At 54.6% G+C, this 16,765-nt stretch carries 12 protein-coding genes; 4 read left to right on the forward strand and 8 right to left on the reverse strand.

Translation table 11 applies throughout. The features are described 5' to 3' along the window. Positions 1–2: 2 nt before the first annotated feature. The 6 genes from FCL49_RS10340 to FCL49_RS10365 form a co-directional block, all read right to left on the reverse strand. Positions 3–2,186, reverse strand: coding sequence for a polysaccharide biosynthesis tyrosine autokinase (locus FCL49_RS10340; protein ID WP_174353529.1), 2,184 nt, complete (start codon positions 2,184–2,186; stop codon positions 3–5). 28 nt (positions 2,187–2,214) lie between these two features. Then, positions 2,215–3,348 carry a polysaccharide export protein gene (locus FCL49_RS10345; protein ID WP_174353530.1) on the reverse strand — a complete coding sequence of 378 codons (1,134 nt, stop codon included), beginning with the start codon at positions 3,346–3,348 and terminating at the stop codon, positions 2,215–2,217. 45 nt (positions 3,349–3,393) lie between these two features. Next, positions 3,394–4,443 (reverse strand): UDP-N-acetylglucosamine--undecaprenyl-phosphate N-acetylglucosaminephosphotransferase, encoded by a 1,050-nt coding sequence (gene wecA, locus FCL49_RS10350; protein ID WP_174353531.1) that lies wholly within the window; start codon positions 4,441–4,443, stop codon positions 3,394–3,396. A 180-nt stretch (positions 4,444–4,623) separates the two neighbouring features. Beyond that, positions 4,624–5,580, reverse strand: coding sequence for an NAD-dependent epimerase/dehydratase family protein (locus FCL49_RS10355; protein WP_174353532.1), 957 nt, complete (start codon positions 5,578–5,580; stop codon positions 4,624–4,626). A 181-nt stretch (positions 5,581–5,761) separates the two neighbouring features. Next, complete coding sequence (locus FCL49_RS10360) at positions 5,762–6,661, reverse strand: transcriptional regulator (RefSeq protein ID WP_174353533.1); 900 nt, start codon at positions 6,659–6,661, stop codon at positions 5,762–5,764. Positions 6,662–7,430: 769 nt separating this feature from the next. Next, the gene (locus FCL49_RS10365; protein ID WP_174353534.1) at positions 7,431–8,819 is read right to left on the reverse strand and encodes a NarK family nitrate/nitrite MFS transporter; all 1,389 of its coding nucleotides are present in this window, start codon (positions 8,817–8,819) and stop codon (positions 7,431–7,433) included. Positions 8,820–9,181: 362 nt separating this feature from the next. On the opposite strand from FCL49_RS10365, the gene narX reads away from it, so the two are divergent. Together narX and narL are read left to right on the forward strand one after the other, a co-directional pair. Then, positions 9,182–10,966, forward strand: a complete 1,785-nt coding sequence (narX, locus tag FCL49_RS10370; protein WP_174353535.1) for a nitrate/nitrite two-component system sensor histidine kinase NarX — start codon at positions 9,182–9,184, stop codon at positions 10,964–10,966. Between the two features lie 11 nt (positions 10,967–10,977). Continuing rightward, entirely contained in the window at positions 10,978–11,628 is a 651-nt protein-coding gene (gene narL, locus FCL49_RS10375; protein WP_174353536.1) for a two-component system response regulator NarL, read from the forward strand. Here narL and FCL49_RS10380 read toward each other — a convergent pair. Next, complete coding sequence (locus tag FCL49_RS10380; protein WP_174353537.1) at positions 11,625–13,118, reverse strand: YchO/YchP family invasin; 1,494 nt, start codon at positions 13,116–13,118, stop codon at positions 11,625–11,627. The two genes, narL and FCL49_RS10380, sit on opposite strands and share 4 nt — an antisense overlap. 520 nt (positions 13,119–13,638) lie before the next feature. Between FCL49_RS10380 and FCL49_RS10385 the strand changes: the two genes are divergently transcribed. Then, a complete protein-coding gene (locus tag FCL49_RS10385) occupies positions 13,639–14,340 on the forward strand; it encodes a prepilin peptidase (RefSeq protein WP_174353538.1) in 702 nt (233 codons plus the stop codon). Between the two features lie 133 nt (positions 14,341–14,473). Then, the gene (locus tag FCL49_RS10390) at positions 14,474–15,040 is read left to right on the forward strand and encodes a YbhB/YbcL family Raf kinase inhibitor-like protein (protein ID WP_174353539.1); all 567 of its coding nucleotides are present in this window, start codon (positions 14,474–14,476) and stop codon (positions 15,038–15,040) included. Positions 15,041–15,107: 67 nt separating this feature from the next. On the opposite strand, the gene FCL49_RS10395 is transcribed toward FCL49_RS10390, so the two are convergent. After that, positions 15,108–16,682, reverse strand: a complete 1,575-nt coding sequence (locus FCL49_RS10395; RefSeq protein WP_174353540.1) for an ABC transporter substrate-binding protein — start codon at positions 16,680–16,682, stop codon at positions 15,108–15,110. Between the last annotated feature and the right edge of the window lie 83 nt (positions 16,683–16,765).

Here is a 16,765-nt window from a genome sequence, read left to right on the forward strand (position 1 = left end):
GGTTACTGAACCTTTTCCTGGTGGCTGGGGTAAGCAAAGGCATAGTAACCGGCATCGGTGGCGGTTTTCTTCACCATGCCGTTGAGGATCACCCCTTTAATCGTCACGCCGTTCTGCTCGAAGCGACGGATACTGGTCTCAATCTGTCTGACGGTGTTGACCTCAAAACGCACCACCATCAGCGCCGTACCGGCATGATGACCCACAATCGCGGCGTCGGTTACCGCCAGTACCGGCGGCGTATCGATCAGCACCAGATCGTAGTTTTGCCCTGCCCAGCGCAGGAAGTCGGCAAAGCGCTGATGCATCAGCAGTTCAGACGGGTTCGGTGGCACCTGGCCGCGCGGCACAAAGTCCAGATTGGTGATATCGGTTTTCTTCACCGCCTGGTCTGGCGCGATCAGTCCGGACAGCATGTCTGACAGCCCGTCCTTGGCACTGTTGTTCAACCAGCGGTGCAAGAAGCCTTTACGCATGTCGGCGTCGATCAACAACACCCGCTGCCCTGCCTGAGCAATCACCACCGCCAGGTTGGTGCTGGTAAAGCTTTTTCCACTGGCAGGGCTGGCGCCGGAAACCATCAGAATATTGTTTTTGGCCTCCATCATGGCGAAATGCAGGCTGGTGCGCAGGCTGCGGATCGCCTCAACCGACAAGTCCTCCGGTTGCTCTTGCGCCAGGATTGGCAGCTTGCCGCTGCTGCTTTTGGTCAACAACTGCTGCTGAGTGCGATTACGCTTTTGCTGCCATGGCGACAACGGCACCGTGGCATACACGCTGATGCCGCGTTTTTCCAGCGTATCGGTGTCACCGATGCCGCGATGAAGCGCGGCGCGCAACACCACCACCGAGGCTGACAGCACGCCTCCCATCAGCAGAGCAAAGAAAACGATCATCGCTTTTTGCGGTTGCACCGGGCGCAGACCGGTTTCCGCCTCATCGATAATGCGGATGTTGCCCACCGTGCCGGCCTTGCTGATGCTCAACTCCTGCTGTTTGTTCATCAGTTGCATATAGACTTGCTGGTCCACCTGCACGTCGCGGGTTAAGCGCAGAATTTCCTGCTGAGTTTTCGGCAGGCTTTGTACCTGCTTGCCAAGGCGGGCTTTTTCCGCTTCCAGCGTGGCGCGTTTTTCCAACAGCGCCCGATAGGCCGGATGCACGCGGGTATACAGCTTGGAGATTTCCGCCTCTTTGAAGGTCAGCTCATTCAACTGGCCTTCCAGTTGCACCTGGGTATCCAGCACCGATTTGGCCTCAAGCGACAAATCCACCGAGTCGTTTTGCTGACGGAACTGATTAAGCTGATTTTCGGCGTTGTTCAGCGAGCTTTGAGTCCGCGGCAACTGCTCGTGCAGGAAGGCCAGCATGCGCTGGGCCTCCTCGGTTTTACGATCCACGTTCTGTTGCAGGTAGTTGTCGGTGATGCTTTTTAGCACCGCCTCCGCGCGCTGCGGATCCTCCCCCGCCAGGCTGAAGGTCATGATGCCGCTTTCCTTGCCGCCGGGGGCGACGTCAAGCATGTTGCGCAGGTCATCCACCGCTTTCTGGCGCGGCACGTTAACCAGGGTGAAGGTAGTACCCGGCAAGGCTTCCAGCGCGGTCACATTGATGGCCCAACCGCCCTGCTGCAGGGCTTGCCCAACGCTGCCGCCGAACAATTTTTTGCCGTCATGGCTCAGGCTGTAACGCTGTTGATCCTCTGCGGTCAGAGTCACTTCCTGGCCCTGCATGACCGCCGGCACCTTCATCCCGGAGATGTTCAGCACCGGCGGCGTTTCACCGCTCAGGCGGGCGATGCCCTTGCCAAACAGCGGGAAGTAGTCCGGGCTGATACGCACAGTCAGACCAAGATCGTCGACGGTTTTGCCAATCACGTAGCGCGATTTCGCCAGAGAAACCTCGTCCTGAGTCGCCGAGTTTTGCCCGATAGATCCACCAATCGAGCTGTCCAGCGTTTCACGCAGCAGTGAATCACCCGAGAGCTGCTTTTCCACCTGCACCAGGGCAGTGGCCTGATAGATTGGCGTCGCCATCAGTGCATAAGCGCAGCCCAGAATACCGGCGACGCCGGTGACCAGCAGAATGCGCCAGCGGTTATCCCACAGCGGGCCAATCAGGCGCTCCCACTCCAGTTTGTCGTCCTGTTCAGCCATCACAATTGGCAATGCATTGTTCTTCATCATCAGTATTCCTTAAGTCACCGTCACGGGTTTACCAGTTACGGACCCGCAACGTGGCCTCGCTAAGGTCGTTAAAGCTGGAAATGGTTGGTGCCAACTGGCTGATCAAACGGTTCCAGCGTGCGATCGGCGCCGCAGTGACGTACACCACGTCGTAAGGTTCCAACTGGAATTCGGTGCCCATCGCCAGCGCGGAGGCATCAGACAGGTCAAACTGGTACAGCGACGCCAGCCGCTGTGGCTGTTTGCCGCCATTCGGGCGGATCACGAACACGCCGGTGGCGTCGGCCACCGTTTGGCTGATCCCTTCGGAACTGCCCAGCGCCTCGGTTAGCGTCATACCGCTGCGGTCCATTTTCAGCGTCGACTGCTTGCCGACCTCACCCATCACAAAGATTTTCAGTTCGTCGTTGCGCGGCACATACAGGATGTCGCCCGGCTCCAGCAGATGGTTCTGGCTGATATCGCCGCGTTGCATCAGCGCCTGCAAAGAAATCGGCTGCTCTTTGCCCTGATGCGTCAGCACCACGTTGCGCCAGTCGGCGTTATCGGTCAGCCCACCGGCTGCGTTGATTGCATCAAGAATGGTCAGCGGCACGTTGGTCACCGCCTGCTGCCCGGAGGTTTTCACTTCGCCGGTCACATAAACTTTCTGCGAGCGAAAGGCGGCAATGCTGACGTCGACCTGTGGACTTTCCACATAGGTCGCCAAGCGCCCGGCGATCTGATTGCGCACTTCGCTGACGGTTTTCCCCACCACCTTCACCCGGCCGATGTAGGGATAGAAGATCGTGCCGTCGGCATGCACCCAGTTGCCGGTGTCGCTGGCGCTGCGATACTGCCCCGCCGGGGTGGTCAATTCCGGATGATCCCAGACGGTAACGTTAAGCACATCGCCGATACCAATACGGTACTGATAGCTTTGCAGACGCTGATCCAGCGCCAGATTTGGCCGCGCCACCGGCTCTACCCGGCGCATTTTTTGCAGTAGCAGCGGCGTAACGCGATACACCTGGACCTGCTTGTTCAAATCGAAGTCTTCGTCCTGCTGAGTCACGACGTCTTTGCCATGGGTCGGCAGGTGCGAACCCGGAAAAGCAGTGCAACCGCTGAGCAAAACGCTGGACAGCACCAGTGGCATCCAATGAGGCAAATGAAGGTTCATAACGGTACCGTGAGAAAACGGGCCGCCTTTGCAGCCCGTTGGGGATTAACGATCGGCGGTAGGATTATCAGTAAAGATTCTTGCCTGGCGCGGTTCGTGCAACAGGGCAAAATAACCGAAGAAACAAAATATAAAGGCCAGCAGCATCAGGTGATCCGGTGTCTGCAGCACTTCACTACAGATGCCGACACAGGCCAGAGTGACCGCCAACATGCAGCTCATCCCCAGCGCCTGACGCGCATTGAGGCCACGGCGCATCAGAATATGATGCAGGTGATCGCGTCCGGCCTTGAACGGGCTCTGGCGACGCATCAAACGGCGTACCATCACGGTCACCATGTCCATCAGCGGGATGGCGATTAACCACAGTGCGGTCACCGGTCGTATTACCGCGTCCTCACCCTGGGTGGCGACAATCAGCAACCACAGCACGCTGAAACCAATCACCATGCTGCCGGCATCGCCCATGAAAATCTTGTTACGCGCACCGAATACGCTGAGGTTGAACAGCAGGTAGGCCGCCAGGGCCGCTATCAGGCTCAGGCACCACAAGGCCTGAGCCTCATGCCCGGCCAGCCCGAACAAAATGGCCAACGCCATAAAGGTGACACAGGACAGCGCGCCAAGCTGACCGTCGATACCGTCAACCATGTTATAAGCGTTGATCGCCCCCCAGACCGCCAACGGCGTGATCAGCAAGGCCGCATAACCCAGCAACAACTCCTGATGGCCCCACAGGAACCCCAATGAAGAGAGTTGCATCCCTGCCGCCAGCATCATCGCCAGCGCGATCCCTCCCTGCACAATGACGCGCGGCGCCACAGGCAGATCAAAACGGTCATCAAGCACCCCCAGCATCACCAATGCGGTGACGCACAACAGATAGGTGGTGCTGTGCGGCAACCAGTCCGGTTGCCAGAAAGTCACCAGCGTCATGATCAGGTAGATAGCAATGCCACCGACCAGCGGTACATGCCCCTGATGGCGCTTACGGGCATTGGGTTTATCCACTAACCCCACCGCCAGTGCAGCGCGGCGGGCAATAACTACCAGCATCAGCGCCAAAATAAATATCACACTCAGTTGATATAACATGGTTCCTCCAGCGAATAAGCACGCTACCGCCCTTGAGTTACAGCTCCCAATGCGCTATTAACAAAAATAAAATTGATATTGCCAGGATATAAGTCAGCATGAGTTAATCCTGTGAAATACAGATTTATCCGCTTGTCAGCAGAAAAGAATAAAAACCCTTAGCGTTGAATAAAGGTATCTCTAGGAAAACTCGTGCTTAATCGTTTTTTCGATCGCCAAATTAAGATCGACCGGCGCCACGAAATCATTTTGCACATTGCTTTTAAATTGCGTTCTGGCGCAGAATTTTTGCACCCGCACTCGGCTAATTGGAAATTTACGGTGACTTATTTTGCTCACCACATCCAAGGCCGTTGCGCCGCAGAGACCAAATAAATAGGGAATGCGAATAGTCTTATTACTTTTTCCTAATGAAGAAGAAATAACGTCGACCAGTTGATTCATGGTGAAGTCAGGTTTATCAACATAATTACTGACCTGATAGGTTGCCTGCTGGTCCAACGCATGCTCCAGTCTGGCGGCAATATTTTCCACATAAGCCATGGACTTCATATTATTGCCACTGCCGATCATTACAAAACGGCCGCTGGCGATTTGTCGGAACAGGTTATAGACGTTGCCGCGATTATTTTCACCAAACACCACCGTTGGGCGGATGATGGTTAATTTGTTGCTGCCATCCGCTTTGCGCCAGGCTTCGTAAACATACTCTGCCTCCAGCTTGGATTTGCCGTAATGGTTAAAGGGTTCGAAAAGCCCTTCCTCGCCGGTTTCCTGAGTCACGAAGCCGTAAACCGCCACCGAGGAGGTAAAGATGATTTGTTTGATATTCAGCGCCGAGGCCGTCATGCAAACATTGCGCGCACCATCAACGTTAACCTGATAATACAGAGAGATAGGATCGACGTTATCCTGATGCTCGGCCGCAAGGTTAATCACGGCGTCACAACCTGCCAGCGCCTGCCGCAGGGTTTCTGGCTGGGTTACATCGCCAAACTGATAGAGTTCAGGAAAATGTTCACTCGGCTTTTTATCCACGATGATCAACACCAGGTCGTCACGCGCACTCAGTCGTTTAACCAAACGCGTCCCGATAAAGCCGGAACCCCCGATGATAGCTACTTTACGCTTATCCATAATTTGTCACTCAATCCGGTTTCCCATTATTCCCTACCGCACCATGAGGCAGGACGCTAATTGGCGTTAGAACATGGAAACCAGACTGGACAAAACAGACCGGGCTTTCAAATAACAAATAATGAAATAAAAATATTAGCCGAATGTAAAATTATCGATAAAGGTGAAATATCATCTGATGCTAATTTTTAACATCGTAAGCAACTTGATATTCCATGGTTTTACCCGGCAATATAAGATTAATCTTACCCACTCCCTGTGCGTCCGAAGTATCGTATTTCACCGGCTGTTTAAACTTCCCCTGCTTGGGGTCAACGCACTCAATGGTCGCCTGCTCCAGGTTTTCACCCTGATACAGGCAAAGCAAGCTTTGCGGCCCCTTGGCCAAAGGATTGTTCAGCGTCAGAGTGAGTACCACGCGGGTATTGTTTTGAATATCATTGATAATTGGCGGGCGAGTTTGGTTCCCCAGTACGTATGAGAAATGTGAAATAACCAGCAATGACACAAATACCGACAGGTATTTCACTACTCTGATGGCCGGAACTGAGAAAAGACCGGCTGAAACCGGAACCTTGTTTCTTATTGTCGTATTTTTTATCGGCGCTGGCGTGACAGACGAAGAAACCGGAGCAATAACCTCCTCCGGCTGTTCTATTTCTTCAGTAAGAATTTCATCATCTTTATTGTCACTTTCAGAAAGTTCCGCTTGAATATCTTTATTGGCATCACTTTCGATATTCCATAATTCATCGGCGACGTATTCATCCTCTTCAGAAATAAAGTGAAAAACAGCCTTATTTTCCACCTTATAACCCAGGCGAGGAATGGTTCTGATAAGTGTATGCTCCGCATCACCTATTTTTTGACGAATAGATTTAATTGTTTGATTTATCGTTGAATCTGAACAGTAAGTTCCTTTCCAAATGTTTTCTATAATTTCCGTACGGCTAACCAGTTCTGGGGATCTGGCGACAAGAAGGGAAAGTATCTGATACTCCTTCCAACGTAGGCGAAATTTTTCCCTGGACGGTGTCAGAACATCTAGATTCCTAATCTTTATTCTTTTATCAAGATTCACTTTTAATTTCCTTAGCGTGCCTGTCCTGCACACTTTGTATAGAAATATGAAAAAATGTTCAAGAAATTAAATGTAAACTCAACAGGTTGCATTCATCAGATATTTATTTTTATAAAAATTTACTGATTTCATTTTTTACATACCTCCTTAAATGGAGATTATGATTCTTTGAATGTCTTTATTTCCCTGTTGGAAACATGGTTTCTTATCATGTTTACCGGCAATAAAATACATATAACAATCTGTTTTTAAATGAAAAACACAAAAATGTTATAAATTTGTTAGTTAAGTGAAATTGTGAAATTTCATCCTGCCAGTGAAGGATATCACCTGTTTTTCCACCTAATCCGATTGCCAGATAGCCTACAAAAAGCCTGTCAAAACAGAATGAGAGTTATCTGATTTAATCCTTCGCAGAACACCAGGTTAAAATATAGCACCAAATACAAAGGCCCCTTGTTAACTTGATGGGATAATTCTCGAAAAACGGAAAAACCAAAATTTATTACCAGGCAGCGCGTCATACACAGTGCTTTATTTTCGTAAAAAATTCGACTGAAAAATGAAAAATAACCAACAGGAATAATTCGCCTGGCGAAAGCGGGAAATCACAGTTTGAGAGAGACGCTTATAAACAAAGGGAAAAATGGCGAGCGGTAATAAGAATATTACCTAAAGCGACAGGGATTTCACTGAGGGAGTAAAACTTCACAGGGTAAAGCAGGGAAATAGCTCCTCCCCTGCCGGGGAGGAACTGGGGACATGTGAACTATTTTTTACGGCCGTAGACGACCCAGGTGACCAGCACACAGACCACGTAGAACACCAGGAAGATTTTCATCGCCCCCGCCGGTGAGCCGGTCAACGCCAGGGAAGTGCCGAAGGCTTTCGGAATAAAGAATCCGCCGGCGGCCCCAATCGCCGAGATGAACCCCAGGGCTGCCGCGGAATCGGTAACCGCTTCGCGTTGAGCGCTTTCGTCACTGCCGCCGCTGGCCTTAACCCGATCTACGGTAATTTTACGGAAGATCACGGCAATCATCTGAAAGGTAGAGCCACTGCCCAATCCAGCCGTGAGGAACAGCAGCATAAAGACGCTATAAAATGCGATAAACGAGCCCGTATGCCCTGCCCCCGGTAAAGTCAGGAACAGCAAGGCAGCAAACACGGCCATCAGCACAAAGTTAATCAGCGTGACGCGAATGCCACCGAAGCGATCGGACAGCGCCCCGCCCACCGGCCGTGCCAGAGCACCGAGGAATGGACCAAAGAAGGCATAATGCAAAATCACCACGTCCGGGAACTGGGTTTTGGACAACATGGCAAAACCGGCGGAAAAACCGATAAAGGAACCAAAGGTGGCGAGGTACAGCAGGCTCAACACCCAAAGGTGACCGCGTTTCAATACCGGCAGTTGCTGACGCAGCGACGCTTTAGAAGCCGCCAGATCGTTCATACCGAACCAGGCCGCCAGCGTACCGACCAGCAGGAAGGGTACCCAAATCCAGGCGGCGTTCTCCAGCCACAGTGAACTGCCGTCAGCCTGTACCTGACCGGTCCCCCCAAAGGCGCCAAAGATGGCAACAGAGATAGCCAGTGGGGCCACCAATTGCATCACGCTAACGCCCAGGTTGCCCAGGCCACCATTCAGGCCCAGCGCACCGCCCTGTCTGGCCTTTGGGAAGAAGAAGCTGATATTGGCCATGCTGGAGGCAAAGTTGGCCCCGGCAAAACCACACAGCAAAGAGATAATCACAAACACGCTATAGGGCGTGCTGGCGTCCTGCACCGCAAACCCCAACCACAGGCAGGGTACCAGCAGCAGGCAGGTGCTGATCGCCGTCCAGCGACGGCCGCCGAACATCGGGATCACAAAGGAATAAGGCACACGCAGGATAGCGCCTGAAACGGAAGGTAATGCGGTGAGCATAAACAGCTGATCGGTGGTGAAATTAAAGCCAACCTTATTCAAATTGACCGCGACCGCGCTAAACAGCATCCAGACGCAGAAAGCCAATAGCAGGCAGGGAATGGAGATCCACAGGTTGCGGTTGGCAATGCGTTGGCCGCGTTGTTGCCAGAATGCGGCATCCTCAGGTTGCCAGTCCTGAATAACCGCGCCTGTTTGTTTTGATAATGACGTTGCAGATTGCGACATAAAAACCTCAGACACAGGATGATAACTTCGCTCACCCTAGGCGGCCACCCCTGCGGCAAAGTTGATGTAAATCAACCCGGATGCAGGTAGCCAACGGCCCGAAAAGCCCCGCCATCCCTTTATGAGTAACTCTCCGCATAGATTTAAAATCATGGAAATCAACCTATTGGCTATTACTCAACGCCGCTGTCAGCAGCAGGCAAGGCAGACGGGAAACTAGTGGGTACTTCGTTAGAGGTATGGGGTTATCGCCGGGTATGATGAAAAATAACGCTGAATCGTTACCACACCCGCTGATACCACCTGCGCTTGTCCTCTGGTTACCAGCCGTATCTTGCTCTGCCGTCGGGGATCCGAAACCTATGAAACGCCTGTTAGCACCGCTTTCCATCGTGAACCAGGTGGCCGTCCTGATGTTGCTGCTGGGGGTACTGGGCGTGGCCGGTATGAGTATTTCCGCCTGGATGTCGCAAAGCATTCAGGGCAATGCACATGCCATCAACAAAGCCGGTTCGCTGCGAATGCAAAGTTATCGCCTGCTGGCTCAGGTGCCATTGAATGCACACAGCGAAGCGCTGATCCGCGAGCTGGATCAGGATGCCAACAGCCCCGATCTGCAGCGTTCAGTGACGCAAGAACAACTGAGCGAACAGTTTCAGGCGCTGAATAATTACTGGCAAGAAACCCTGCTGCCAAGGTTGCGGGCGGCACAGCAACCGGCGGACGCCACCCCGCAGGTGGTACATTTTGTTTCCCTGCTCGATACGCTGGTCTCGGATATCGACCACCATACCGAACGTCGGCTGCTGACGGTGACGCTGGTGCAGGCGGTGTTTATCGCGCTGACGCTGCTGCTGCTGGTGGGGACTATCTGTTACCTGCGCCGTCGTCTGCTGCATCCGTGGCGTCAATTGGTGGCGATGGCGCTGTCAGCGGGTCGCGGCGATTTCAGCCGCCGTTTTGCCCAGCGTGGCCATCAGGATGAAATGGCCTCACTCGGCGGTGCGTTAAACACCATGTCCGACGAACTGGCCACTATGTACAACGGGCTGGAGCAACGGGTGGCAGAAAAAACCGCCGATCTGCAGCAAAAGAATCAGGTGCTGAGCTTTTTATATCGTTCCAGTCGCCAGTTGCATGCCAATGAGCCCTTGTGCAGCCGCCTGACACCGATCCTCAATCAGTTGCAAACCCTGACGCCACTGCGCGCCATCCAGGTACGGCTGTACGAAAACAACAGTCAGGAGCAATTTGTCCAGCTGTGCGGCAACCAGCCGCTGCGGCCGGAATATTGCAATAACCCGGTGTGCAGCGCCTGCCTGAGCGATGACGATCAGCAGCAAGCCGATCACCCTTCGCTGAGCTGGAGTCTGAGTGACAAGCTGGGCGATTACGGGGTGATTGTCGCGCAACATGCACCGCAGCGCCCGCTGAATGACGAGCATCGACAATTGATGAGTACCCTGGTCGAACAGTTGACCAGCGTGCTGGCAATTGAACGCCAGGTGGATCATCAACAGCAGTTGATGCTGATGGAAGAGCGCGCAGCGATAGCGCGTGAACTGCATGACTCCATCGCCCAGTCATTGTCGTGCCTGAAGATGCAAACCAGTTGCCTGCAAATGCAGGGGGCTGAGCTTTCACCCGCCAACCTGGCGCTGGTACAACAGATGCGCGAAGAGTTAAACATCGCCTACCGCCAGCTGCGTGAACTCTTGACCACCTTCCGTCTGCGGCTGACGGAGCCGGGACTGCTGGCCGCCTTGCAGTCGACGGTGCAGGAGTTTAACCAACGGCTCGGCATCGCCATCCACCTCGACTATCAGTTAACGCCGCGTACGGTGCCCGCTTATCAGGCCATCCACCTGTTGCAGATTGCCCGCGAGGCGTTAAGCAACATCAACAAACATGCCCAGGCCAGCCAGGTGAGCATTCAGGTAGTCAATCAACGAGGCGAGGTCACCCTGAGCGTCTGCGATAACGGCTGCGGATTGCCGGAAGAGACCGATCGCCCTGACCACTACGGCCTGATCATCATGCGCGATCGCGCCAAAAGCCTGCACGGCCACTGCGAGATTTTACCCCGCAGCGGCGGCGGCACTGAGATCCGGGTGATCTTTAAACCGGACAACCACGCCATCGACTAATGGGAGAAACCATGACCACCGAAACTGCCGCCACTATTTTACTTATTGATGACCACCCGATGCTGCGCAATGGCGTAAAACAGCTCATCGCCATGGACCCACGCCTGCAGGTGATCGCTGAAGCCGGCAGCGGTGAACAGGGTGTCACGCTGGCCGAAGAGCATGATCCGGATCTGATCCTGCTTGATCTGAACATGCCGGGGATCAATGGCCTGGAGACGCTGGATCGCCTGCGTATGACCGCTCTCTCTGGGCGCATCGTGGTGTTTAGCGTGTCGAATCACGAAGATGACGTAGTCAGCGCGCTAAAACGCGGTGCTGACGGTTATCTGCTGAAGGATATGGAACCAGAGGAACTGCTGAAGGCGCTGCATCAGGCCGCAGCGGGGCAGATGGTGTTAAGCGAGGCATTGACGCCGATCCTGGCGGCCAGCCTGCGTGAGAACCGCCCCAGCGCCGAACGCGATATCCAGCAGTTGACGCCACGTGAGCGCGACATTCTCAAGCTGATCGCCCAGGGTCTGCCGAACAAGATGATCGCCCGCAAGCTGACCATCACCGAAAGCACCGTCAAGGTGCACGTCAAACACCTGTTGAAAAAAATGAAGCTGAAATCCCGCGTTGAGGCCGCCGTCTGGGTGCTGCAGGGAAAAAACGGTTAATCACTGCCGTTTAACGGTCCGGTTTCTGCCGGAATGGTCGGTGGTTGCAGTATTTTCGCCGGTGGCAGTCCTTGGTCAGCTTCAGAAGAGGCCGTCAGCGGCGGCGTCACCTGCAGCTGGATCCAGTTAGAGGTCACCAACTGTTGTTTATCGTCTTCCAGCGTCACCGACAGGCGGTAGCGGTTGGCGGCATCGGGTGAGTCGTCCCATTGCGGCACAATCAGGCTCCAGCCGTGCGGGTCATTACTGTTTTGCGACGGCGTCAGGCTTAGTGCCTGGGTATCCCCCTGCCAACTGACCCGGGTAATTTTGTTGGTGGTTTTGATTTCCAGCACCAGCGGCAAGGTTTCCCCCGGTTGCAGGCGCCAGGGCGGCGTAGCCAGGAACACTTGCAGGGTTTTGCGCTGCTTAAACGCCATTACCGGCACATTTTTCCGTTCGATGTTGTCATAACGGCTGCCACGCAGCGACTTGGCCTGAGCGACATATTCCGGCGAAATTTGCTTCACTAGTGGTACGCCAAGCCGATAACTTAACGCCAGCTCGACCTGATCCTGACTGACCCCGCCTTCTCCCATCTTGTGCAGCGCTTTCACCGTCACCAGAGGGACCGGAGTGTAATTTACCCCGAGTTGCATGGCACGCGGGTCATTTTGCTTTTTGCCGCTACCAAACAGATCGACGTTCTCACCCCAGTACTGTTCATAGCTAAGCGAGCCGCCAATCTGGCGGTAAAACGGCAGATAACCCTGAGTGGTGATGTCATACCCGCTCGCCGGACGGCTGAGGAACTGGGCGTTATCCTTCTGTTGCGCCAGCGCCGACAGCGGATAGTAATAGTTGGCGGAAAAACGCAGATAATCGCCCCAGGCTTCGGCCCCCAGGCTGGCTCGGTTATGCTGACGCGCAAAATCGCTGTCGAGCACCGTGTTATACCCCAGCAACCAATCGCCGGCGACCCAACGCTGGCCGAGGCCAAAGTTGCCCAGCGAACCCTGGGTTTGCTGCAACAGGCCGATCTGACTGTAGGTCAGCAAGCCGTTAACATCATACAGCGGGCTGAACAGCTGGCCGCTACTGCCGGAAAAATCCCCCTGGTCGGACATCACCAGCGACAGTTTGGCGTTACCCAATGGTGAAAGCAATTCCTGGGCCTGCTGTTGCAACACGCTGCTGGCTTGCCCCACGGCATAGCTCTCGGCGCGGGTGCGCACCTGTTGGCTGGAAACGTTATTCAGGTTACGTTCACCCAGTTGTTTGGCCATGGTGGCCCACTCTTTTTCGCGCTCCGCGTCACTCGACGCACTGCCGCCCAGTTCCGGCAAATCGTTGGCCGGTTGATGAGCCACAGAGTCCGGTGCGGGTGGTGATTCGGCGTAGGCGGGCAACGCGCCACACAACCACGCCAACCCTATAACCGGTAAATAACCCGCGGCAAAAGGCACAACTTTTTTCAATCGGTAACGCGTTTTACGAATAACGTCTGTCATTACAGCGTCGCCGCCCCTTGATCCTGAGGGTTGGCAAATAGACCTTTTCTTGCTGCCATCACTCCAGACGACAGAACACCCAAGCTTTGCACAGTCTGACATTTTCACCCTTACGGGCAGATGTCCGCCAAACTGCATCATGAACCTTAAAGTCTAATGGGTTTCTCATCAGAAACAATCGGATAAACCTCATTCGGCATAGTGACAACGTAACACTAAACCCAATTATTTCAGCCGGAGACGTGGCGACCAGAGCAACGCTGAAACTCTTGCGTCTGAAACGAAAATTCACTTTATTTCATCGCTGATTTTGCCGAAAAAAACCGCACATTAAAATTCACCAAGAAATTAATCTATTGATTATGCGTAGCAATTCGCAATTTCAGCGTATTTCACCTGGCATTTAACAACATCTTGCGCCCCCCTGCGCAATACCGATAATCGATAAGTCATTCGCTCTGCGTGAAAGCCATTTTGCCGCTATGTTGAACGCTAATTTCACGCCAGCAGGGACGTTTTTATGTTCGATAATCCCCAGATCGATTTCTGGTTTCGCGGACTGTTTGTCCCGGCCATGTTGCTGCCCGCCACCCTCGCCACCCGCCTGATTGACTCCCTGTCGCCAGGCTTGACACAGCCTTCACTACTTAAGGCACGTACGGTGATATTGATTGCCGTCGGTGCCGGGCTGGCAGCCCTGCCTTTCTCTATTCCACTGATGCAACGGCTATTGCTGCTGCCGGTAGCGACAATATTGCTGGCGCTGGCACTCATTGACTGGCAACAGCGGCTATTGCCGGATTGTCTGACGCAGCCGCTGCTTTGGGCCGGGCTGTTGGTCAATCAACAAGGCTATTTTGTTTCGCTGACCGAGGCGGTGACCGGGGCCAGCGCCGGTTATCTTTCGCTGTGGTTGCTCAATGCGGTCTATCGCCGCAGGCGGAAAACGGACGGTATTGGTCAGGGGGATTTTAAACTGTTGGCGGCGCTGGGTGCCTGGACCGGCTGGGCCGCGCTGCCGATGCTGGTCACCGGTGCTGCGATTGCAGGACTGTGCGCTTCGGCAATGGCCGGTTTACTGCACAAATCCGGCAGGCAGGATACGCTGCCCTTTGGCCTTTATCTGGCGCTATCCGGCTGGCTGGTTCTGCTGTTGACCGCCGATATTGGCATTTCACCCTTCAGTGGAGAAATCACACCATTTCACATTATTTCACCCTGATGCCGACTGGCCCGGCCGTTATGTCGCTGTTATAGCCTACTGATGGCGTAGCTGTTATGGCGCCTCTCCGCCTGCGGCACTATGCTTTGCCCAAGGCAAAACGGGGTTTACCCAAATCAACACAGGAGGTTGTATGTCAGGTCGTGGTTTATCTGCACTCGCGCTCAGCGCGGTTTTGGCCAGCGGTGTGTTGTCGTTCGCGGCACAGGCCGCCGGCACCTTTACCCTAACTTCACCGGCATTTCAGGATGGTGGCACGCTGGCACAGAAATATGCCGGGGCCACACCGGGCAACGCCAGCTGCACCGGCGACAACGTTTCGCCACCGCTAAGCTGGGCCAACCCACCGGCAGACACCAAAAGCTTCGCCCTGCTGCTGTCCGATCCCGAGGGCCGGGCAGGTTTGGGAGTCAGCCATTTAGTGGCCTATGGCATTCCAGCCAGCGCCAGCGGCTTCGCCGAGGGCGATCTCACCCAGGGTAAAGGCTTTGTCGGTGGCAAAAACTCGCCCGGCACTGTGGTTTATCATGGCCCCTGTCCTCCGGCCGGCTCTGGGTTTCACCACTATACCTTTGTGTTGATCGCCACCGATCTGCCGCCCCACGCGCTCGGTCCGGGGCTCACCCGCGAACAGCTACTGGAGAAATTACAGGGACACGCCAAGGGCGGTGCGGGCATTATCGGTCGCTTAGGCCAATAATCGCTCAGGCGGTCAGGACTTATGCCGCTATCTCAGACAACCGCCGCCCCTGGGGTAACGTGGCAGGTTACTTACTCACGCGATCCAGATACAGCATGCTGTTGGCGATATCCACTTTGGCGTCTTTGACGTTATCGCGCAGCGCCACCAGCGTTTGCCCCTGCAATGCCACCACGTAAGGTGAACGGGTTTGGAGTTCGCGCTGTAAGCTGGCGTAGTGGGCGGCGCGTTTTGCCCCGTCACCTTCCGCCGCCGCTGCGCGGGTTTCCGCACTCAGCGCGGGGATGTTCCACTGGGTACGCCATGCCAGGGTTTTCGGCCCGTTTGGCACGTTATAGGCAAAGGCGCTGGCGTTAGTGTTCGGATCCAGATAGTCGGCGCCCCAATAGGTGAAAATGGCCTGGAAATCACGGCTGCGCATCTTGCCCCACAGATCGCTTTCCACCACCGGATGGATATCCAGTTGCAAACCGGCCTTGGCAAAGCTGGCCTGCAGCGCCTGGGCAATATCGGTATACGGCGGCTGATTGATGACGATCAGGTCAATACGCGTGCCTTCGGCGATCCCTGCATCATGCAAAATCTGTTTGGCCCTGGCCACGTCGAGCTTGAACGGTTGGTCGTCGATCGCGCCATCCAGCCCCAGCGGCAGAAACGCCTGATGGACGCGGTACTGCCCCTTCAACAGGTTGTCGGCAATGGATTGATAATCCACCAGCCAGCGCGCCGCCTGCCACAGGGCCGGATTACTCAACGCAGGTGCCTGCTTGCTGCCGGTGTTGAAGCCGAGATAATAGACTTTGGACGAGTCCTGCTGCTCTATCCTGACCCCCGGCTCTTTACGCAGCGAATTGAACTGATCGGCACCCAGATCGTAAGCCACGTCGGCGTCCCCTTTCAGCAGCAACAGGCGTCGGGTTCCGGCATCGCTAACGTTCTTCAGCAGCACCGTTTTCAACTTCGCCTGCGGTTGGGCGTAGTCGTTACGACTGAACAACAGTGCCTCATGCGGGACGTAGTTACTGACGCGATAAGGCCCAGCACCGGCGGAGTTCGAACGCAACCAGGCATTGCCGAAGTCCCCCTGTTTGCTGTGCTGGTTCAGCAGCTTTTCATCGACTATCGAAGCCACCGGCGCGGTCAATAGCCGCAGTGCCAGCCCGCTGCCAATATTGGCCGACCAGCTTAACTGCACCTGGTTATCGCCCAGCTTTTTCAACTGGCTTTCGACGTTTCCCGGCGTCCAGCCGAATTCGCCAAGAATGAACGACGGCGCCTTGTTCAGTTTCACCGCTCTGACCAGTGAGAAAATCACATCCTCCGGCCGCACCGGATTACCGGAAGCAAAGCGCTGATTAGCCTTCAAAGTAAAAATCAGGCTGCGACCGTCCGTCCCCGCCTGCCAGCTGCTTGCCAGCTCCGGGGCCAGTTTTTCCGGCGTGCTGCGATCCGGCGTCAGTAACCGTTGATACAGATTGACCAGGTTGGCCGAGCTGACGGTTTCGAAGCTTTCCGCCGGATCCAGACTGATGATGCCTTCCAGCGAACTGACTACCACCAGCGTGTCTTTCGGGGTGGCCGCCTGCGCGCCAAAGCTCGCCGCCAGGGCGCTGAACAATAAGGTGGGGATTAACCGTTTCATTGATGCACTCTCCAGGATCACGCGGATGCGTTATTTTTCGAGTGTAGGGGCAGCGGCTTAGCAGAAGAACGACTATAAATTGC

It is taken from the genome of Serratia proteamaculans, from assembly GCF_013337185.1.
GTDB lineage: Bacteria > Pseudomonadota > Gammaproteobacteria > Enterobacterales > Enterobacteriaceae > Serratia > Serratia proteamaculans_D.

Bases quoted from the DNA above. Each gene is read 5' to 3' on its own strand.
- FCL49_RS10340 (WP_174353529.1), bottom strand. From the start codon at position 2,186: ATGATGAAGAACAATGCATTGCCAATTGTGATGGCTGAACAGGACGAC.
- FCL49_RS10345 (WP_174353530.1), bottom strand. From the start codon at position 3,348: ATGAACCTTCATTTGCCTCATTGGATGCCACTGGTGCTGTCCAGCGTT.
- wecA (WP_174353531.1), bottom strand. From the start codon at position 4,443: ATGTTATATCAACTGAGTGTGATATTTATTTTGGCGCTGATGCTGGTA.
- FCL49_RS10355 (WP_174353532.1), bottom strand. From the start codon at position 5,580: ATGGATAAGCGTAAAGTAGCTATCATCGGGGGTTCCGGCTTTATCGGG.
- FCL49_RS10365 (WP_174353534.1), bottom strand. From the start codon at position 8,819: ATGTCGCAATCTGCAACGTCATTATCAAAACAAACAGGCGCGGTTATT.
- narX (WP_174353535.1), top strand. From the start codon at position 9,182: ATGAAACGCCTGTTAGCACCGCTTTCCATCGTGAACCAGGTGGCCGTC.
- narL (WP_174353536.1), top strand. From the start codon at position 10,978: ATGACCACCGAAACTGCCGCCACTATTTTACTTATTGATGACCACCCG.
- FCL49_RS10380 (WP_174353537.1), bottom strand. From the start codon at position 13,118: ATGACAGACGTTATTCGTAAAACGCGTTACCGATTGAAAAAAGTTGTG.
- FCL49_RS10385 (WP_174353538.1), top strand. From the start codon at position 13,639: ATGTTCGATAATCCCCAGATCGATTTCTGGTTTCGCGGACTGTTTGTC.
- FCL49_RS10390 (WP_174353539.1), top strand. From the start codon at position 14,474: ATGTCAGGTCGTGGTTTATCTGCACTCGCGCTCAGCGCGGTTTTGGCC.
- FCL49_RS10395 (WP_174353540.1), bottom strand. From the start codon at position 16,682: ATGAAACGGTTAATCCCCACCTTATTGTTCAGCGCCCTGGCGGCGAGC.